The sequence below is a fragment of the Aliagarivorans marinus DSM 23064 genome (assembly GCF_000429485.1).
Taxonomy (GTDB): domain Bacteria; phylum Pseudomonadota; class Gammaproteobacteria; order Enterobacterales; family Celerinatantimonadaceae; genus Aliagarivorans; species Aliagarivorans marinus.
In genome coordinates this window covers 395,245-413,276 of the sequence record NZ_KE386907.1, presented here as the reverse complement: position 1 = coordinate 413,276, position 18,032 = coordinate 395,245, and the positions used below count along the sequence as shown (strand labels likewise).

General features: G+C 55.5%; 15 protein-coding genes and 1 riboswitch. Of the genes, 11 read left to right on the top strand and 4 right to left on the bottom strand.

The window, feature by feature from the left end:
- Nucleotides 1-2 precede the first annotated feature (2 nt).
- Both torC and G461_RS25965 read right to left on the bottom strand, forming a co-directional pair.
- A complete protein-coding gene (gene torC / locus G461_RS0116280) occupies nt 3-1,184 on the bottom strand; it encodes a pentaheme c-type cytochrome TorC (RefSeq protein WP_026972634.1) in 1,182 nt (393 codons plus the stop codon).
- A gap of 29 nt (nt 1,185-1,213) precedes the next feature.
- On the bottom strand, nt 1,214-1,381 hold the full coding sequence (locus G461_RS25965) for a periplasmic nitrate reductase, NapE protein (protein ID WP_084404941.1): 168 nt from the start codon (nt 1,379-1,381) through the stop codon (nt 1,214-1,216).
- A gap of 717 nt (nt 1,382-2,098) precedes the next feature.
- Here G461_RS25965 and G461_RS0116275 point away from each other — a divergent pair.
- The gene (locus G461_RS0116275; RefSeq protein ID WP_026972633.1) at nt 2,099-3,637 is read left to right on the top strand and encodes a Re/Si-specific NAD(P)(+) transhydrogenase subunit alpha; all 1,539 of its coding nucleotides are present in this window, start codon (nt 2,099-2,101) and stop codon (nt 3,635-3,637) included.
- 11 nt (nt 3,638-3,648) lie between these two features.
- Nucleotides 3,649-5,145, top strand: a complete 1,497-nt coding sequence (gene pntB, locus G461_RS0116270; protein WP_035480459.1) for a Re/Si-specific NAD(P)(+) transhydrogenase subunit beta — start codon at nt 3,649-3,651, stop codon at nt 5,143-5,145.
- 92 nt (nt 5,146-5,237) lie between these two features.
- On the opposite strand, the gene G461_RS0116265 is transcribed toward pntB, so the two are convergent.
- Both G461_RS0116265 and G461_RS0116260 read right to left on the bottom strand, forming a co-directional pair.
- On the bottom strand, nt 5,238-5,795 hold the full coding sequence (locus G461_RS0116265; RefSeq protein WP_157360344.1) for a DUF2959 family protein: 558 nt from the start codon (nt 5,793-5,795) through the stop codon (nt 5,238-5,240).
- A 73-nt stretch (nt 5,796-5,868) separates the two neighbouring features.
- A complete protein-coding gene (locus G461_RS0116260; protein ID WP_026958044.1) occupies nt 5,869-6,093 on the bottom strand; it encodes a hypothetical protein in 225 nt (74 codons plus the stop codon).
- Between the two features lie 411 nt (nt 6,094-6,504).
- A riboswitch (guanidine-I (ykkC/yxkD leader) is annotated at nt 6,505-6,598 on the top strand.
- A 57-nt stretch (nt 6,599-6,655) separates the two neighbouring features.
- Between G461_RS0116260 and G461_RS0116255 the strand changes: the two genes are divergently transcribed.
- The 9 genes from G461_RS0116255 to rluF all read left to right on the top strand — a co-directional run bounded on the left by G461_RS0116255 (nt 6,656) and on the right by rluF (nt 17,991).
- Nucleotides 6,656-7,732 (top strand): putative urea ABC transporter substrate-binding protein, encoded by a 1,077-nt coding sequence (locus tag G461_RS0116255; RefSeq protein ID WP_026972630.1) that lies wholly within the window; start codon nt 6,656-6,658, stop codon nt 7,730-7,732.
- 8 nt (nt 7,733-7,740) lie between these two features.
- Complete coding sequence (locus G461_RS0116250; protein ID WP_026958042.1) at nt 7,741-8,565, top strand: ABC transporter permease; 825 nt, start codon at nt 7,741-7,743, stop codon at nt 8,563-8,565.
- Entirely contained in the window at nt 8,565-9,401 is an 837-nt protein-coding gene (locus G461_RS0116245) for an ABC transporter ATP-binding protein (RefSeq protein WP_026972629.1), read from the top strand. The genes G461_RS0116250 and G461_RS0116245 overlap by 1 nt, the downstream gene beginning before the upstream one ends.
- Nucleotides 9,379-10,131, top strand: coding sequence for an urea amidolyase associated protein UAAP1 (locus tag G461_RS0116240; RefSeq protein ID WP_026972628.1), 753 nt, complete (start codon nt 9,379-9,381; stop codon nt 10,129-10,131). The genes G461_RS0116245 and G461_RS0116240 overlap by 23 nt, the downstream gene beginning before the upstream one ends.
- 21 nt (nt 10,132-10,152) lie before the next feature.
- Complete coding sequence (locus G461_RS0116235) at nt 10,153-10,797, top strand: urea amidolyase associated protein UAAP2 (RefSeq protein ID WP_026972627.1); 645 nt, start codon at nt 10,153-10,155, stop codon at nt 10,795-10,797.
- A gap of 110 nt (nt 10,798-10,907) precedes the next feature.
- Nucleotides 10,908-14,582, top strand: a complete 3,675-nt coding sequence (uca, locus tag G461_RS24500) for an urea carboxylase (protein WP_084429313.1) — start codon at nt 10,908-10,910, stop codon at nt 14,580-14,582.
- Nucleotides 14,583-16,331 (top strand): allophanate hydrolase, encoded by a 1,749-nt coding sequence (gene atzF, locus G461_RS0116225; protein ID WP_026972626.1) that lies wholly within the window; start codon nt 14,583-14,585, stop codon nt 16,329-16,331.
- Between the two features lie 70 nt (nt 16,332-16,401).
- Complete coding sequence (locus tag G461_RS26650; RefSeq protein ID WP_026972625.1) at nt 16,402-16,692, top strand: DUF2845 domain-containing protein; 291 nt, start codon at nt 16,402-16,404, stop codon at nt 16,690-16,692.
- Nucleotides 16,693-16,845: 153 nt separating this feature from the next.
- Entirely contained in the window at nt 16,846-17,991 is a 1,146-nt protein-coding gene (gene rluF / locus G461_RS24495; protein ID WP_084429311.1) for a 23S rRNA pseudouridine(2604) synthase RluF, read from the top strand.
- Nucleotides 17,992-18,032 lie beyond the last annotated feature (41 nt).

The following is an 18,032-nucleotide window of genomic DNA, read 5'->3' as shown; positions in this document are numbered from 1 at the left end:
CCCTAGTGGTGACCGTCTGAGTAATCGGAAGAGTGTTTTTGTAGGTACTTGAGTACCAGCTCTTGGGTATCGCCATCGAGATTGACGAACGACAACATACCCGCCCACATACCCGGCCAAGTGTTGGTGTCGAAGTGGGCTTCTTCTGGCTGCGAGTGACAGGTGCTGCAGTTTTTCACATACAGCTCGCTGGCTTCCTGCCAGAGGATTTCGCGGTCATCAACCAAATCGTCTTTACCCATCCATAGCTGGAAGCTGACCCGTTGCCATGGCAGACCGGTTAGCGGATCTTCTTGTACCTCGAAGCCTTGGATCATGCTGTCGTCGGTGGCAACCTCTTTCTCCAAAGTGACCTCGCGAATGTTCTGACCAAACTCTTCGTTGATCACCCGGCCGAAGCCTTTGGTTTTGCGCCAACCGTCGATTTCGACCTGTAGCGCATCGCCTTGTTGGGCCACTACAGTAATGACACTGCCCGAGTTAAGGATGCCCGCCTCTTGGCTAAGTGCGCTGTCAGTGAACAGTGGCAGTTGGCGGATGCTGAAGTATTGTTGCCCCGGGTTAAAGCGGCTGGTTGCCTGGCGCTGCAGCCCCGCCAATGCGCCGGATGCGGCTGCCATACTCTCTGGCAACTCGTGGGCGATGCCTTTGTGGCAGTCGATACAGCTTTGGTCGCGCTCAGCGGCTTGCTCCATCTGAGTGCGGGCCACCTCCGACATAGCATCCCAGTCCATACTGGCGTACTCATGGCAGTTCTTACACTCGAGCGAGCCGTTGGCCGACAGCCGATCCCACTCATGGGTGGCGAGCTCTAGGCGTTTGGCCAAGAACTTCTCGCGGGTATCGATGGTGCCGAAGATGGTGCCCCATAGCTCCTTGCTGGCCTGCATCTTACGGGCGATTTTATCGGTCCAATTATGGGGCACATGGCAATCGGGGCAGGTTGCGCGAACCCCTGAATGATTTGACCAGTGAACCGTTTGCTGAAGCTCCACGTAGACGTTATCACGCATCTCATGGCAGCCGATGCAGAACTCTTCGGTATTGCTTGCCTCCAAGGCGGTGTTAAAGCCGCCCCAGAAGATGACCCCAGCGAGGAACCCGCCTAAGGTCAGCACCCCCAAGCTAATGTGTTTGGCCGGACGCGTCATAGTGCGCCACAGCGCTTTCAATTTGCTGAGCATAGTGACTCTCCTTGATATGGCTTGGTTGGCTAGATGCTATGGCCGGGGGGACCGTATATCAGCTGTAGCATCCATACGATAAAGCCATAGCCGCCGACAAAAACGACGCTGAGAATCGGGAACAAAAACACACAGATGATTAAAAACGATAACCATTCCGAGCGTTTTGACTGTTCTTGAGGATTAGTGCTTTCCATATTTCACCCTAAGGAGGTAAGGCCTTAGCAAAGCCTAGCAGGCATCATCGATTTTGCCGCTCAGCAAGGGAAATCGACTCTTTGGGAGCTGGAAACTCAGGCTTCAACGGGGTGTTTTGGGCAAGACTTTGCGGCGATTGTTGATCGCGGACTGGTTGCTAAGGAGATAGCCTATTCCCTGCGAGAAGCCAGCGCGGCACTTTTATCTCGATGGCTGTATTCACGATGACAGTATTCACGATGACTGTAAACGCGATGTTAAGGGGCCGCCTTGTAGATCTGGTGGCAGCCACAGCGGTTGGCCGCCGATACGACAGATTATTGAGCAATTACTTTTACTATCTTGGCGAAGTGGTTAAATTTGCGGCAAAACCTGATTGGACCAGTAACCTTTCAATACTTTTTGTTATAGAAAATAGCTAAATGGCTATGTACATCCAGCCGCAAATTCAGCACATTATCTGCCAATGCCTATTAAACATTTTTGATTGTACGATAAATGTTCAATGCGGTAGGGCATGCTTCTACATGATTAGAACATTCCTCGCTCAAATTCGTAACAACTCGCAGTCATTCAGCGCTTAATAATCAACGGCTCCTTTATGTAGAGAGTCGCCAAGGACGCTGTATGTCTGGCAATAGGTCAGGGTACTGGGGAAAGAGACGGCCCCGGTTGACCACAGAACGGTTCAACAAAAAACAATATTGGAAAACGCAATGCAGATTGGTATCCCTAGGGAGAGTGTGAGCGGTGAGACGCGGGTGGCGGCAACGCCAGCGAGTGTTCAGCAGCTAATCAAACTGGGCTTTGATGTTCTCATTGAGGCCAGCGCTGGCAGTAAGGCCAGTTTCGACGACCGTGCTTATGAAAACGCCGGTGCCAGTATCTCGGCCGACAGCGCCGCGGTGTGGGGCAGCGACGTGGTAATGCGCGTGAATGCGCCTAACGACGACGAGATCGCGTTACTCAAAGCAGGGTCTACCCTGATTTCATTTATCTGGCCTGCCCAGAATGAAGAACTCCTCAACAAGCTGGCTGAACGCAAGGTGAATGCCTTGGCGATGGATTCAGTGCCGCGTATCTCGCGCGCGCAATCGCTGGACGCGCTGAGCTCGATGGCCAACATCGCCGGCTACCGAGCGGTTGTGGAAGCTGCCAACGTGTTCGGCCGTTTCTTTACCGGCCAGATCACTGCTGCCGGTAAGGTGCCACCTGCCAAGGTGCTGGTGATTGGCGCCGGTGTGGCAGGTTTGGCAGCCATTGGCGCGGCGGGCAGCCTTGGTGCGGTTGTGCGCGCCTTTGATACCCGCCCTGAGGTGAAAGAGCAGATCAACTCCATGGGCGCTGAGTTCCTCGAGTTGGATTTCGAAGAAGAAGACAGCGGCAGCGGTGATGGCTATGCCAAAGTGATGAGCAAAGCTTTCATCGAAGCCGAGATGAAGCTGTTTGCCGAGCAGGCGAAAGACGTGGATATCATCATTACCACCGCCTTGATCCCTGGCAAACCAGCGCCGCGTCTGATCACCAAAGAGATGGTTGAGTCGATGAAGCCGGGTAGTGTGGTTGTCGATTTGGCCGCAGCCACCGGCGGTAACTGTGAGCTGACCGAAGCCGATCAGCTGGTGACCAGCGACAACGACGTGAAGATTATCGGTTACACCGACTTAGCCGGCCGTCTGGCGGCGCAGTCTTCCCAGCTCTACGGTACCAACCTAGTTAACCTACTTAAGCTACTCTGCCCAGCAAAAGATGGCGAAATCACCATCGACTTCGAAGATGTGGTACAGCGCGGCGTGACCGTGGTGAAAGAAGGTGAGATCACCTGGCCTGCGCCTCCGATTCAGGTGGCCGCAGCGCCACAGCCGAAAATTGAAGCCAAGCCAGCGCCGGTAGCAGAAGAGCCGAAGAAAGCCTCGCCATGGCGTAAAGCGGCTGTCGCTCTTGGCGGCGTGGCGGCCTATGCCGCGATGACCAACATCCTACCTGCCAGCTTTATGAGCCACTTGATGGTTCTGGCACTGGCCTGTGTGATTGGTTACTACCTGATCTGGGATGTGACGGCGTCGCTGCACACCCCGCTAATGTCGGTGACTAATGCGATCTCAGGCATTGTAATCTTGGGTGCGCTTCTGCAGATGGGCTCACCGAGCGTGATAGTGGTGATCTTGGCCTTCTTGGCCACCTTCGTTGCCACCATCAATATTGCCGGTGGTTTTGCTGTAACCCAGCGCATGCTGAAGATGTTCCGTAAGTAGGAGGCGAGCAAATGTCTGAACAATCAATCAATGCCGTCCAACAAGCGGTAGAGCAAATCAAACAAGCTGCAGATGCTGCCGAGGTGGCTGCTGCAAATCTGGCAACCCAAGGCGGCGCAGTCGAAGCTGCCAGCGCGTGGGTTGAGTCGAGCTATATCGTTGCTGCGGTATTGTTTATCTTGAGCCTGGCGGGCCTGTCAAAGCAGGAAACCGCACAACAGGGTATCTACGCCGGTATCGCGGGTATGTTGGTGGCGCTGAGCGCGACCTTGCTGGGTGATGTGGCCAATCTTGGCTACATTCTGGCGGCCATGCTGGCAGGTGGCCTGCTCGGCGTGCGTTGGGCTAACAAGGTTGAGATGACCGCCATGCCAGAGATGGTGGCGATCCTTAACAGCTTTGGCGGTCTGGCCGCGGTGTTCATTGGCTACAACAGCTTTATCGAGCACAGCATCTATGACCCCATCTTGCTGGGCATCAACAACACCTTGGTCTTCCTCGGAGTGTTTATTGGCTTGGTCACCTTTGTCGGTTCATTAGTTGCCTGGGCCAAACTCAATGGCAAGGTCAAATCCTCAGCACTGATGCTGCCTCACCGTCACAAGCTAAACCTGGTTGCATTGGTTGCCACTATCGTACTGCTGGTGAACTTTGTGGCTGCCGGTAACAGCGCCTCTATCTGGCCGCTGCTGTTTATGTCGGCTATCGCGATTGCCTTTGGTGTGCACCTGGTGATGTCTATCGGTGGCGCAGATATGCCAGTGGTGGTGTCCATGCTGAACTCTTACTCGGGTTGGGCGGGCGCGGCGACTGGTCTGCTGCTGGGCAACGACCTGCTGATCGTTATCGGTGCCTTGGTAGGGTCATCGGGCGCTATCTTGAGCTACGTAATGTGTAAGGCGATGAACCGCTCGTTCATCTCGGTGATTGCAGGCGGCTTTGGTAGCGATGAAGGCAGCGTAAGCGCGGAAGCGGTTGAAGGCGAGCATCGCGAGGTCGACGCCGAAGCGGTAGCTGAGATGCTGAAGAACTCGAAGAACGTGATCATCACCCCGGGATACGGCATGGCGGTAGCGCAAGCTCAGTACCCCGTGCAAGAGATTACCGATCAGCTGCGTAAGCTGGGCGTCAACGTGCGCTTTGGTATTCACCCTGTTGCGGGTCGTCTGCCGGGCCACATGAACGTACTGCTGGCGGAAGCCAAAGTACCGTACGACATCGTACTGGAAATGGACGAGATCAACGAAGACTTCGCTGAGACCTGTACCGTACTGGTAATCGGTGCCAACGATACCGTTAACCCAGCCGCCACCGAGCCGGGCTCACCGATTGCTGGCATGCCAGTACTTGAAGTGTGGAACGCCGACAACGTAGTGGTGTTCAAGCGCTCTATGGCTACTGGTTACGCTGGGGTACAAAACCCGCTGTTCTTTAAAGAGAATACGCAAATGCTGTTTGGCGATGCCAAAGAGAGTGTAAGTGCGATTGCTAAGGCAATTGCTGCGTAAATAGAACAATCGGCAAAGCAAAAAACCGGTCAATCGACCGGTTTTTTTATGCGTATTTTTTGTGCCTAATTAGGGGAGTGGCTGGCGAATCCTTAGGAGGCTTGCTCAAGCTCCAAATACGCTTGGGTCGCCTTTTCCACCTGCTCAAGGGCGGTCACGGCGCGATAGGTTGCGCGCTCCAGTCGCTCAGTTTGCTTGACCACTTCGCTGGCGGCGCGAGGGTTGGGGTTGCGCTCCAGATACTGCTCGCTGTTTTTCAGACGACTTAGCAACTCTTGCAAGGTCGCATCGGCATAGTGCGCCGAGCTTACGGTGCTGTCGAAGCGGGCATGTGAGTGAATGTATGCTAGGTTCGGGTCGATACCCGAGACTTCGGTACTTAGCGCATCGGGGAGTTGAGTGCGCCAGTTGTCAAACAGCTCTGGACCACGGTGCTCGAGCTTACTTAGGCTTACCTGATAACGCTGAATCGTTTGTTCCAGATAGGTCCGTTGCTGCTGGATGTGTAGATGAAGATGTTGAGGCTCCCACTGTCCGTGCGCGACCAGCTGTTTCTTGCTATCGAGAAGTTGCAGGTAGTGCTGGCGCACATCCTGAAGCTCTTGCTGGAAGCTGGCCACTTCTGCCATCAAAGATTGTCGGGGAGTCACCTCGGCTGTGGTGTTGCTTTGGCAACCCGTCAGCAATAGAGAGAAGACTAAGCCTAGATACCGCATTATTTTATTATTCTCCTGATTTATATTTAGCGGCGTCGATGATTGCCCATAAATGCGCTATCGCCGCAATGATTGCGGGGATAATCAGCCACCAAAGTGCGTAGCCAACTGCAGTGATGAGAAAAAAACCGATAGCCGCCAATATCCTGGCCTGTACCAGTTGGCCTAAGCCAGGGATAAACAAGCTGCATAGGGCAGCGATAACGTTTCCTGCGGATCCTTGTCCAGACATAGAAAACCTCGATTATGTATTCCGATGAAAGTGAACTGAAAATAGGTTCTATCGTATATCGCGCAGGCATCAACGCTATATTCAGTATCGGCATGATCGCCCAAAGCTTCAGCTAAGTCGATGGTTCTGCAGCACTTCCAGCGCGACTGTTGAATTTCCGAGCAACTTGGCTGCACCAAAGCAAGGCGTTGCGGCTTTATCTTCTGTTTCAAATTGGTGCAATGACATTTGCTGCTAATCACATCAATTCCAGCTGAGCGCAGGTCGCAACAGGCTTGGCGAGTATTGGCACGTCAACTGCTATCGCTTAACTGCTACAAGCCAAGATTTGCTCTGCCTGTAAGCAGTATTCGTTGGGCGGACACACAATTTGCGTCGGAGTCTTTAATCAGCACCGCCGAGCGCAATATACCAATAGACATCTAGGGTTCCGGCCGAAAGGCGCCTGGTCCGAGAGTTGTCAACCTCGATGGAGGTCACACGGAGGGACAAAAGCCCGGGAGATGATACTGATTGCATCTCTTGGCTTGTTGCTCTGGATAACCAAACATTGAGGTGATACATGAAATCATTTGCTCGTTTTGCTCGCTCTTTTAGCCTGGCCCTAACCGTTGGCCTGGCTACCACCCTGAGCACCCCGGCTGTCTCCGCCGACAAACCCTCCTACAAACTTGCTTGGACCATCTACGTGGGCTGGATGCCTTGGGACTATGGCGCGGCCAGCGGCATCGTCGATAAATGGGCCGATAAATACGATATCGATATCGAAGTGGTGCAGGTCAACGATTACATCGAGTCGATTAACCAGTTTACCGCCGGCGCATTCGACGCCACGGTAATGACCAATATGGATGCGCTGACCATTCCAGCGGCCAGTGGCGTGGATTCCACCGCACTGATCGTTGGCGACTTCTCTAACGGTAACGACGGCGTGGTACTAAAAGGCACCGATTCGCTGGAAGACATTAAAGGCCAGCGCGTCAATCTGGTTGAGCTAAGCGTTTCTCACTACCTGCTGGCGCGCGGCTTGGAAAGCGTTGGCCTGAGCGAGCGTGACCTAACCGTGGTGAACACCTCCGATGCTGACTTGGTCGCGGCCTACGCGACCAGCGATGTGACTGCGGTAACTACCTGGAACCCGCTGCTGAACGAAATCACCGAAATGCCTGATGCGAATCTGGTGTTTAACTCCTCCCAGATCCCCGGCGAGATCATCGACCTGCTGGTGGTCAACACCGACACCTTAGCCGCGGACCCGAAACTGGGTAAAGCGCTCACTGGCGCGTGGTACGAAATCATGGCCACCATGTCGGCCGACGATGACAAGGGCGTGGAAGCGCGCAGCTTTATGGCCGAAGCCTCTGGCACCGATCTGGCCGGTTACGATGCCCAGCTAGCCTCAACCAAGATGTTCTACCAAGCCGATGACGCGGTGGGCTTTACCAACAGCAGCGAGCTGATGCAGACCATGGCTAAAGTCGCGGAGTTCTCTTTCTACCACGGCCTGTTGGGTGAGGGCGCGCCTGATGCGGGCTTTATCGGTATCGAAACCCCAGCCGGTGTCTATGGCGACAGTGCCAACGTCAAACTTCGCTTTAACCCTAGCTACATGGATATGGCCGCTAAAGGCGAGCTGTAAGGACTGCTATGACGCGGATAATCAACCGCCAACCCGCCCCCTTGGGGCGGCTGGTACTGGCCACATTGCCGTTTATCCTGCTGGCACTGGTTTATCTGCTGGCATCGGATGCGCGGCTGGCTGAAAACCCCAGCGACAAGCTGCTGCCGTCGATGCAAAGCTTTGTCGAAGCCATCAACCGCATGGCCTTCGAGCCAAGCCGCCGCACCGGCGAATATCTGCTGTGGGTCGACACCTGGGCCAGTATTAAGCGCCTGTTTACCGGTGTGGGCATCAGTGCCGCGATTGCGCTGTTGATTGGCGTGGCCAATGGGATGATCCCCTATGCTCGTGCGCCTCTGTCGCCGCTGGTGAGGGCGCTCTCCTTGGTGCCGCCAATGGCGATCCTGCCGATCCTGTTTATTGTGTTCGGCTTGGGTGAGCTCTCCAAGGTGATGCTGATTATTATCGGGATTACCCCGATTATGATCCGCGACCTGCAGCTACGCACCGATGCGCTGCCCGAAGAGCAGCTAATTAAAGCGCAAACCTTGGGGGCCAACTCTTGGCAGCTCATCTTGCGGGTAGTCTTGCCGCAGCTTCTGCCTCGGCTGATTGAAGCGGTGCGCCTGACCTTGGGCAGCGCATGGCTGTTCTTGATTGCCGCTGAAGCGATTGCCTCTACCGAGGGGCTGGGTTATCGCATCTTCCTGGTTCGCCGCTATCTGTCGATGGATGTGATTCTGCCTTACGTACTGTGGATTACCCTGCTGGCCTTTATCACCGACTACCTGCTGCAGCTACTGTCGAAGAAAGCCTACCCGTGGTACCACGCCCAACTGGGAGAGAAGTAATGAGCCAGATCCAATCCATTCAACCGATTATCGAAGCTCGCCAGTTGTGGAAGGAGTATGGCGAACAGGTGGTGCTGGAGCGTATCAACCTGAAGGTCATGCCGGGGGAGTTTGTCAGCATCGTGGGCGCCTCAGGCTGCGGTAAAACCACCTTTTTGAACCTGCTGCTCGGCACCCAACAAGCTACCCGCGGTGAGCTGCTGCTCGACGGTCAAGCGCTTGACCCCGAGCCCAGCCCTGAGCGCGGCATCGTGTTCCAAAAATACTCGGTGTTCCCGCATATGACCGCGCTGGAAAACGTGATGTTGGCCGATGAGTTTGCTCAATCTGCGTTGTTCGGCCGGGTGTGGGGCAGTGCCCGCAAGGCCCTTGGCGAGAAAGCCATGGCAATGCTGGAGCGGGTCGGCTTAGGCCATGCCGCTTCGCGCTACCCCAGTGAGCTAAGTGGTGGCATGCAGCAGCGCTTGGCGATTGCTCAGGCGCTGATGAAACAGCCGCGGATCTTACTGCTCGATGAGCCCTTTGGGGCGCTCGATCCGGGCATCCGCAAAGACATGCACGGCCTGATTCAGCAGCTCTGGCAAGAGCAGCAACTGACTATTTTTATGATTACTCACGACCTGCAAGAGGGCTTCAAGCTTGGCTCTCGTTTATGGGTGTTCGACAAGGTGCGTCACGATCCGCAGCAGCCGGAACGCTTTGGTGCTCAGGTCACCTTCGATCTGCCCTTGGCCTCTGAAGGCGCCAAGCAAGCCGCCGCCGAGCAGCTGCAGCAGGTGAGTAATCCTACGACTATTTCTAAGGAACAACAGCATGACCTTAGCAACGCTGTTTAAGCAAGATTCTCTATTTAAACATGAATACCAAGGCGGCCAGCACGGCTCGCTGGAAGTCCCGGCGGGTTACAGCCTGCGCTTTACCGATGTCACCGGCGGCGCCAACTGCAGCCTGCTGATGTACAACCCGCGCAATCTACTGGAGCGCATCAACTTGCCTGATACCTTAAAGTGTCAGCACACCTTCAAAATGACCACTGGCAACTGTGTGTATAGCGATATGGGACGGATCTTCTGCTCCATCGTGGCCGATGACACCGGCTGGATTGACAGCGTGGGTGGCTTTAGTAACAAGGCGTTGGTGGAAAAGCGCTGGGGTAAGCGCGACTACCAAAACCACCGCAATGCCTGGTGCCAGAACGGTCAGGATAGCCTGCTGACCGAGCTGGCCAAGTTTGGCTTGGGCTTGCGCGATCTGGCCGGCTCGCTCAACCTGTTCTCGAAAGTGGTATGTGAAAGTACCGGCCAGTTAGTGTTTACGCCCGAGCACAGCAAAGCGGGTTCGGTGATTGAGCTGCGCTTTGAAATGGACACCGTGGTGGCCTTTTCAACCTGTGCCCACCCCATGGACAGCAGCGAAGACTATCCACGCAATGCGGTATTAGTGGAAATGGTCAAATCGGCCCCGGTGGCTGAAGACGATGCCTGTCTTAACCACTGCGACGAGAACCGCCGCGGCTTCGAAAACACCCTTCAATACCAGCCAAAACTCAGCGGCCAAGCGCTGTAGTCACCGAACAAGGAGCCAATCATGATTAAGGAAAGCACACTAAAACCGGTCGATGCAGTGGTTCGCGATGTGGTCGATGCCGGTGATTACTACTTCAAGGTGGTAAAAAAAGGCCAGCGTTTTCGCATTCTCGATTTAGAGGGCAACCAAGCCGCCGACTGCCTGTTCTACTCCGCCGAGGATACCGCCGAGCGTTACAGTGCCATGGACACTTTGCGCGAGCAAGGCCAAGCCTATCTCAGTACCGGTTCGACTCTGCTCACTAACTTAGGCAATCCGCTGCTGGAGATCGTCGCCGACACCTGCGGTCGTCACGACACCTTGGGCGGCGCCTGTTCTACCGAGAGTAACACCGTGCGCTATGCACTGGAGAAGCGCTGCATGCACGCCTGCCGCGACTCATGGCTGTTGGCAGTGACCGAAAACCCCGAGTATGGCCTGAGCAAGCGCGACCTGACCCATAATGTGAACTTCTTTATGAATGTGCCGATCACCGAAGAGGGCGGCCTGACCTTTGAAGATGGCATCAGCGCGCCGGGCAAGTACGTGGAGATGGAAGCCAAGATGGACGTAATCGTGCTGATCTCCAACTGTCCACAGCTGAATAACCCATGTAATGCCTACAACCCTACACCCATCGAAGTGCTGGTGTGGGATGCGGCCTAGTCTGGCCGATGGTAAACAGACTAACGGTACTCAATAAATCAAAAGGCCGGGGACGACCCTAGCAAGGCCAAGGTTTCCGCCGGGACGACCCGGCTAATGAGCCAACTCTCATGTTTAAAAAAGTTCTGATTGCCAATCGCGGTGCGATTGCCTGCCGAATTATCCGTACCCTGGAAAGCTTAGGCATTGCCAGTGTGGCCATTTATCACCAAGCCGATGCTGACAGCCTGCATGTGCGCCAAGCCAGCGAGGCAGTTTGTTTGGGTGAAGGTTCTGTCTCCGATACCTACCTCAACCAGCAGCGGATTATCCAGATTGCCAAAGACACCGGCGCCGAGGCGATTCATCCCGGCTATGGTTTTTTGAGTGAAAACCCTGAATTCGTTGAAGCCTGTGAGGCCGCCTCCATTGTCTTTTTAGGCCCAACCGGCGAGCAGATGCGCAGCTTTGGCCTGAAACACCAGGCCCGTGCGCTGGCCGAGCAAGCCAAGGTGCCCTTGGTACCCGGCACGCCCCTGTTGGATAAGCTGGAAGATGCGCTGCAAGAGGCCGAGCGGATCGGCTATCCGGTGATGCTAAAAAGCACTGCCGGTGGCGGCGGTATTGGCATGCAGCGCTGCGACGATGCACAAACCTTGAGTCAGGCCTTTGACTCGGTGGTGCGCTTAAGTGAGAACAACTTCAGTCATGGCGGCGTGTTCTTAGAGAAGTTCATTGTGGCGGCCCGCCACATCGAGGTGCAAATCGTCGGCGATGGGCAAGGCGGCGTACTAGCCTTGGGTGAGCGCGACTGCTCCGCCCAGCGGCGCAACCAGAAAGTCATTGAAGAGACGCCAGCACCCAACCTAAGCGATGCCCTGCGCAGCCAGCTGCATAGCACTGCGGTGCGCCTGGCCAAGCTGGTGAACTATCGCAGCGCGGGTACGGTGGAGTTTGTATTCGACCAAGACGCCCAGCAGTTTTACTTCCTTGAGATGAACACCCGCCTACAGGTGGAGCATGGCGTGACCGAGCTGGTGTTCGGCGTTGATATCGTGCGCTTGATGCTGGAACTGGGCTGCGGCGAGCATCAAGTAAGTTGGCAGCAGGCCGAGCAGGCCAAAGCCTGCGGTCATGCCATCCAGCTACGCTTGTATGCCGAAGATCCCAACAAGCAGTTCCAGCCCTGCGCGGGGCTGATTAGCCACCTAAGCTGGCCGGATTCGGTGGCCGATGGCCATCTGCGTATCGATAGCTGGATTGAGCCCGGGCTGGAAGTCAGCCCGCTGTTCGACCCCATGTTAGCCAAGTTGATGGTACATAGCGAGTCGCGCGCCAAAGCCTTAAGCGGCTTGTGCGAGCTGCTCGATAACAGCGAGCTGTATGGCTTGGAGCACAACCTGCGCTACCTGCGCCAGCTATTAACCGAACCTGCGGTAGAGCAAGGCGAGGTACTCACCAGCAGCTTGAATCATTTTAACTACCGGCCGCTAAGCGTGGATGTGTTAAGCGGCGGTACCCAAACCACCATCCAAGATATGCCCGGTCGTGTCGGCTACTGGGACGTGGGCGTACCACCAAGTGGCCCGATGGACAATCTAAGCTTCCGCCTCGGTAATCAGCTGTTGGGCAACACCGAGTCTAGCGCGGGTTTGGAGATTGCGGTGAGCGGCCCAACCCTGCGCTTTAACAGCGATTGCCATATCGTGGTTAGCGGCGCGCCGATCAGCGCCAAATTAGACGGCGAAGCGCTGGCCATGTGGCAAGTGATTCGGGTCGAAGCCGGGCAAACCTTGAGCCTTGGCCAAGTAGGCGAGCAGGGCGCGCGTAGCTATCTGCTGTTTGCCGGCGGCATCGATTGCCCCGAGTATCTGGGCAGTCGCTCCACCTTCACCTTGGGGCAGTTTGGCGGTCACGCTGGCCGTGCCTTGTTGGCCGGTGACGTAATGCACCTAAATGCCTATGACGCTGAGCCGGACTACGGCCAAACCCTTAGCGCCCCTGTGATTGAACGAGAGTGGGATATTCGGGTTATCTATGGCCCCCACGGCGCGCCAGACTTTTTCACCGAACAGGATATCAGCGAGTTCTTTGCGGCCGAGTGGGAGGTGCACTTTAACTCCTCGCGCACCGGCGTTCGCCTAATTGGTCCTAAGCCCGAGTGGGCGCGCAGCGATGGCGGCGAGGCGGGTTTGCATCCTTCAAACATCCACGACAATGCCTACGCGGTCGGCACCATCGATTTTACCGGGGATATGCCGGTGATCTTGGGCCCCGACGGCCCCAGCTTGGGCGGCTTTGTTTGCCCAGCGACCATTATCAAGGCGGATCTTTGGAAGATGGGCCAGCTTAAAGCGGGCGATAAGGTGCGCTTTAGCCCGGTCAGCTTGAGTGATGCCGAGCGCGCTGAACGTGCCCAGCTTAAACAGCTCGCACAGCTAAGTGGCGACGAGCTGGCTTTACCGGCCAGCGAGTTACGCTCCCCGATCATCAAATCCTTGGATAAGGCCCAGTATGGCGAGAAGGTGGTCTACCGCCCAAGCGGCGAGGACTACCTGTTGGTGGAATACGGCGAGCAGATCCTCGATATTAAACTGCGTTTCCGCGCCCACGCCCTGTTGCTGAAACTGCAGGAGTGGGCGCTACCGGGCGTGCAGGAGCTAACCCCGGGTATTCGCTCGCTGCAGATACACTATGACAACCTAAGCTTGCCGCGCAGCCAGCTACTAGAAGTGCTCGAGAAGGCGGAAGCGGAGCTTGGTGATGTGTCATCCTTGCGGCTACCCTCGCGCATCGTGCATTTGCCGCTTTCTTGGGATGACGAGGCGACCCGCTTGGCCATCCAAAAATACGATGAAGTGGTGCGTAAAGATGCGCCTTGGTGCCCGGACAACATCGAGTTCATCCGCCGGATCAATGGTCTGGAAAGCATGGAACAGGTCAAACAGATCGTGTTTGATGCCAGCTACCTGGTGATGGGACTGGGGGATGTTTACCTCGGTGCGCCGGTTGCCACGCCAATCGACCCGCGCCATCGCTTGGTGACCACCAAGTACAATCCGGCGCGTACCTGGACACCGGAGAATGCGGTGGGTATTGGCGGCGCCTATCTGTGTGTGTATGGCATGGAAGGCCCCGGCGGCTACCAGTTTGTTGGGCGTACCCTGCAAATGTGGAACAAGTACCAGCGCGGTGAGGCCTTTAGCAAGCCTTGGCTGCTGCGCTTTTTCGACCAGATCCGCTTTTATCCGGTGTCTGGCGAGGAGCTCAAGCAGATCCGTCGCGATTTCCCCCGTGGTGATTTCGCCCTCAAGGTTGAGCAAACCAGCTTTGGATTAAGCGAGTACCAAGCGCTGCTGGATTCAGAGCAGCAAAGTATTAGTGACTTTAAGACCAAGCAGCAGCAGGCCTTTGAAGCGGAGCGGCAGCGCTGGGAGGAAACTGGCCAAGCCAACTTCGTGGTCGAGCAAGACACCCAAGCCCCAGAGGACGACCAAGCCCAGCTTAACGACGATCAGTTCGCCGTAGATAGCCAGCTCGCCGGTAATGTGTGGAAGGTGCTGGTAGAAAGCGGCGAGCAGGTCGAAGCCGGACAGCCGCTGATGATCTTAGAGGCGATGAAAATGGAAATCGAGGTGCTGGCGCCACAAGCTGGCGTTGTGGTGAGCATAGAGCGAGAGAGTGGGGCGCAGATCAAAGCCGGACAGCGACTGTTTGTGATGGAGCAGTCTGTTAAAGAGCAGAGCGCTGGCAGTTTAGCGGCAGAACACTCAAACAAGAACGCCATACAAAAGGAATGCATTTAAATGGAATTTACTTCAATCAAAGCCCTGTTGGCGGCTTATCAAAGCGGTGAACTGCAAGTTGCCGACTACCTGCGTCAGCAGTGGCGCGCCGCCCATAACGATCAGAACAACTGCTGGATCAGCCTGATTGGCGAGTCTCGCTTGGAAGCGTTTATCTTCGATCTCAGCCACTACAGCCCAGCCGACAAACCGCTCTATGGTGTGCCCTTTGCTATCAAAGATAATATCGATCTAGCCGGCCTTCCAACCACAGCGGGTTGCCCGGACTATGCCTATGAGCCAAGCGACTCGGCCTTTGTCGTCGCCAAGCTAATAGAAGCCGGTGCAGTGCCGCTCGGTAAAACCAACCTCGATCAATTTGCTACTGGGTTAGTGGGCGTGCGCAGCCCCTATGGCGCCTGTAAGAACAGTATCGACCCAAATTATGTGTCAGGCGGTTCCAGCTCTGGCTCGGCAGTATCGGTGGCGCTAAAACAGGTGCTGTTCTCATTGGGCACCGACACCGCAGGCTCAGGCCGCGTGCCCGCCGCCTTTAACCGCTTGGTGGGCATGAAGGCCTCCAAGGGCCTGCTTAGCTGTTCGGGCGTGGTGCCCGCGTGTCGCAGCCTCGACTGCGTGACCTTGTTCGCCCATGGGGTTGAAGATATTCAAACCCTGTTGCCTATTGCCGGACAGTACGATGAGGCTGACAGCTATGCCCGTGAGAAATTGCCGGCACCGATAAGCGCGGCTGGTGGCAGCGGCAAGCTGCGCGTTGGCGTTCCGAAGAAAGCTCAACTGGCTTTTTTCGGCAACAGTGTTTTCGCCGAACGCTTTGAAAAAGCCAAGCAAGACTTTGCCGCACTGGGCGCCGAGCTGGTTGAGGTGGACTTCCAAGACTTCCTCGATGCTGCAAGGCTACTCTATCAAGGCCCGTGGGTGGCCGAGCGCTACGCAGCCATTCAGGAGTTCTTCGAAGCCGACGCCAGTCGCTGCCTGCCGGTCATCCAAACCATTGTTGGTGGCGCGACCGAACACTCTGCCGTAGATGCCTTTAAAGCCAGCTACCAGCTACAAGCGCTTAAAAAGCGCTGCGACAAGCAACTCAGTGAGCTGGACCTGATGCTCACCCCAACTGCCGGGAACATCTACACCATTGCAGAGCTTGAGGCTAACCCCATCGAGCTCAATAGCAACCTCGGTTACTACACCAACTTTATGAACCTGCTGGACTATGCGGCAGTAGCGATCCCCGATTCATCAAGCGATGGCGGTATGCCCTTCGGTATTACGCTGTTTGCAGCGGCGGGCAGCGACGACAAGTTACTGCAAATCGCCCGTTGTTTTGAGAGTCAGCAGCCGTTATCTGCTGAAGAGCAAGGCATGATGACCGTAGCGGTCTGTGGCGCCCACCTAGAAGGGCTGGCGCTTAATCATCAGCTATTGGAGCGCGGTGCCAGTTTGCTGGAGAAGTGCCAAAGTGCCGCTGCCTACAAGTTCTATGCGCTTGCCGGAGATGGCCCCGCGCGGCCCGGCATGGTACGGGTAGAAGAGGGCGGCCAGTCGATTGCGATGGAGTTATGGCAGCTGCCCCAAGCGCGAGTCGGCGATTTCCTTGCGGGCATTCCTGCGCCACTGGGGCTCGGCAAGGTAGAGCTGGCCGACGGGCGATGGGTAACCGGTTTTATCTGTGAGGCGATTGGTGCTCTCGGCGCGACTGATATTAGTGAGTTTGGTGGTTGGCGGGCATATCTCGCCTCGCTTAACTAAAAGCAAATCTCCATTGGTTGCTGCTAGGCTATAGTGGGTGCACAACTATCAGCAACTAAGGCTATCAGCTATGACAGGGCGGGCTTTGCTTTTGGTCAGTGGCCTCATTCTGGGGCTCAATGCTTACGCTACTCAGCGCCACGAAGTATCTAATGTGAATTGCAGTGGAACGTGGATAAGGCAAGGCAGTAGCTTGTTTGATGTGCTTGATAGCTGTGGAACACCTCTAGCCCGCGAAGAGCTAACAGGCGGTGGCGCAGAGATAAAAGTCGAGACGCTGTTCTATAAGGTGGCAAACAAGAAAACCTATATAACCGTAAGAGCTGGCTCGGTCTCAAAGATTGAACTAAGTCGGCGCTGATTCTTTCACTGGCTATCCAGCAAAAGAGTAGGGCGTTTTTATGCCCGTTTTCCTTTCAATAAGCGTTAACCGGCTATCTATGTCAAACCAGTTTCTTTCCCACCTTATATACTCTACACTCCCGCACCAACTAAGTAGCTACAGCCGATTACCATGTCAGAAAAACGCCTCAACAAATTTATCAGTGAGTCCGGTTACTGTTCACGCCGAGAAGCCGACAAGCTGATTGAGCAACGCCGTGTCACCATTAATGGTCAGCGCCCGGAGCTGGGGACCAAGGTTCAGCCCGGCGATAGTGTTGAGGTAGATGGCAAGCCGATTAAAGCGACTGCTGCCGATAAGCGTGACCGCGTTTACATCGCTTATAACAAACCGGTAGGCATCACCTGTACCACCGAGCGCGATGTACGTGGCAACATCATTGATGCGATTGGCCATAAGCAGCGGATCTTCCCGATTGGCCGTTTGGATAAGCCGTCTGAGGGCCTCATTCTACTGACCTCCGATGGCGATATCGTCAACAAGATCCTGCGCGCCGAGAATGCCCACGACAAAGAGTATCTGGTCACCGTAGACAAACCGATCTCAGAGCGTTTTGTCGAACGGATGAGCCGTGGCGTGCCGATCCTTGGCACCATCACCAAACCTTGCGTGGTGACCCCGGCGGGTAAGTTCCAGTTCAAAATCGTTCTTACCCAAGGCCTTAACCGCCAGATCCGTCGAATGTGCGAGCACCTGGGCTACGAAGTCACCCAGCTTAAACGTTCGCGCATCATGCATATCGACCTTAAGGGCTTGAAGTCCGGTCAGTGGCGCGACCTCACCGAGCAAGAGATGGCCGAGCTAAACGCAGCCGTCGCCCACTCAACCGGTACTGCCGATCCCGCTAAATCGCGCGAAGTGAAGCGCAACAAGCCCAAGCAAGGCGAGCGCAGTGGCAACCCCCGCCGTCCAAGTGGCCAAGGTGAGGGACGTGGCGCACTAGCGCAAAAGGGCAACCGTTCTCATAACGAAAGCACCCGCTCAGATGCAGACAAACGCCGCAGCGGTAAAAATGACAACCGAGGCAAGTCATTTAGCCGTAACGATGACAACAAAGCCAAGAGCTGGAACAAGGAATCGGAGCGACCTGAACGCAAACACTCAGACGGTAAAGCGGGTGGGGCATCCACCAACAAAGGTGGCAACAAGCCAAGTAAAAAGGTGTATGTAAACCCCAATGCAAAAAGCGCAGTTCCAAAGGTTAAACCGAAGAAGAGTGGCGACAATACGCTGAGTCTCAAAAGAAAACCAAAGTAGTGGCTTAGAATGACAAAAGGGATGGCATTGCCATCCCTTCT

What these genes read in the sequence shown, in the direction of transcription:
- torC (WP_026972634.1), bottom strand. Translation starts at nt 1,184, where the DNA reads ATGCTCAGCAAATTGAAAGCGCTGTGGCGCACTATGACGCGTCCGGCC.
- G461_RS25965 (WP_084404941.1), bottom strand. Translation starts at nt 1,381, where the DNA reads ATGGAAAGCACTAATCCTCAAGAACAGTCAAAACGCTCGGAATGGTTA.
- G461_RS0116275 (WP_026972633.1), top strand. Translation starts at nt 2,099, where the DNA reads ATGCAGATTGGTATCCCTAGGGAGAGTGTGAGCGGTGAGACGCGGGTG.
- pntB (WP_035480459.1), top strand. Translation starts at nt 3,649, where the DNA reads ATGTCTGAACAATCAATCAATGCCGTCCAACAAGCGGTAGAGCAAATC.
- G461_RS0116260 (WP_026958044.1), bottom strand. Translation starts at nt 6,093, where the DNA reads ATGTCTGGACAAGGATCCGCAGGAAACGTTATCGCTGCCCTATGCAGC.
- G461_RS0116255 (WP_026972630.1), top strand. Translation starts at nt 6,656, where the DNA reads ATGAAATCATTTGCTCGTTTTGCTCGCTCTTTTAGCCTGGCCCTAACC.
- G461_RS0116250 (WP_026958042.1), top strand. Translation starts at nt 7,741, where the DNA reads ATGACGCGGATAATCAACCGCCAACCCGCCCCCTTGGGGCGGCTGGTA.
- G461_RS0116245 (WP_026972629.1), top strand. Translation starts at nt 8,565, where the DNA reads ATGAGCCAGATCCAATCCATTCAACCGATTATCGAAGCTCGCCAGTTG.
- G461_RS0116240 (WP_026972628.1), top strand. Translation starts at nt 9,379, where the DNA reads ATGACCTTAGCAACGCTGTTTAAGCAAGATTCTCTATTTAAACATGAA.
- G461_RS0116235 (WP_026972627.1), top strand. Translation starts at nt 10,153, where the DNA reads ATGATTAAGGAAAGCACACTAAAACCGGTCGATGCAGTGGTTCGCGAT.
- uca (WP_084429313.1), top strand. Translation starts at nt 10,908, where the DNA reads ATGTTTAAAAAAGTTCTGATTGCCAATCGCGGTGCGATTGCCTGCCGA.
- atzF (WP_026972626.1), top strand. Translation starts at nt 14,583, where the DNA reads ATGGAATTTACTTCAATCAAAGCCCTGTTGGCGGCTTATCAAAGCGGT.
- G461_RS26650 (WP_026972625.1), top strand. Translation starts at nt 16,402, where the DNA reads ATGACAGGGCGGGCTTTGCTTTTGGTCAGTGGCCTCATTCTGGGGCTC.
- rluF (WP_084429311.1), top strand. Translation starts at nt 16,846, where the DNA reads ATGTCAGAAAAACGCCTCAACAAATTTATCAGTGAGTCCGGTTACTGT.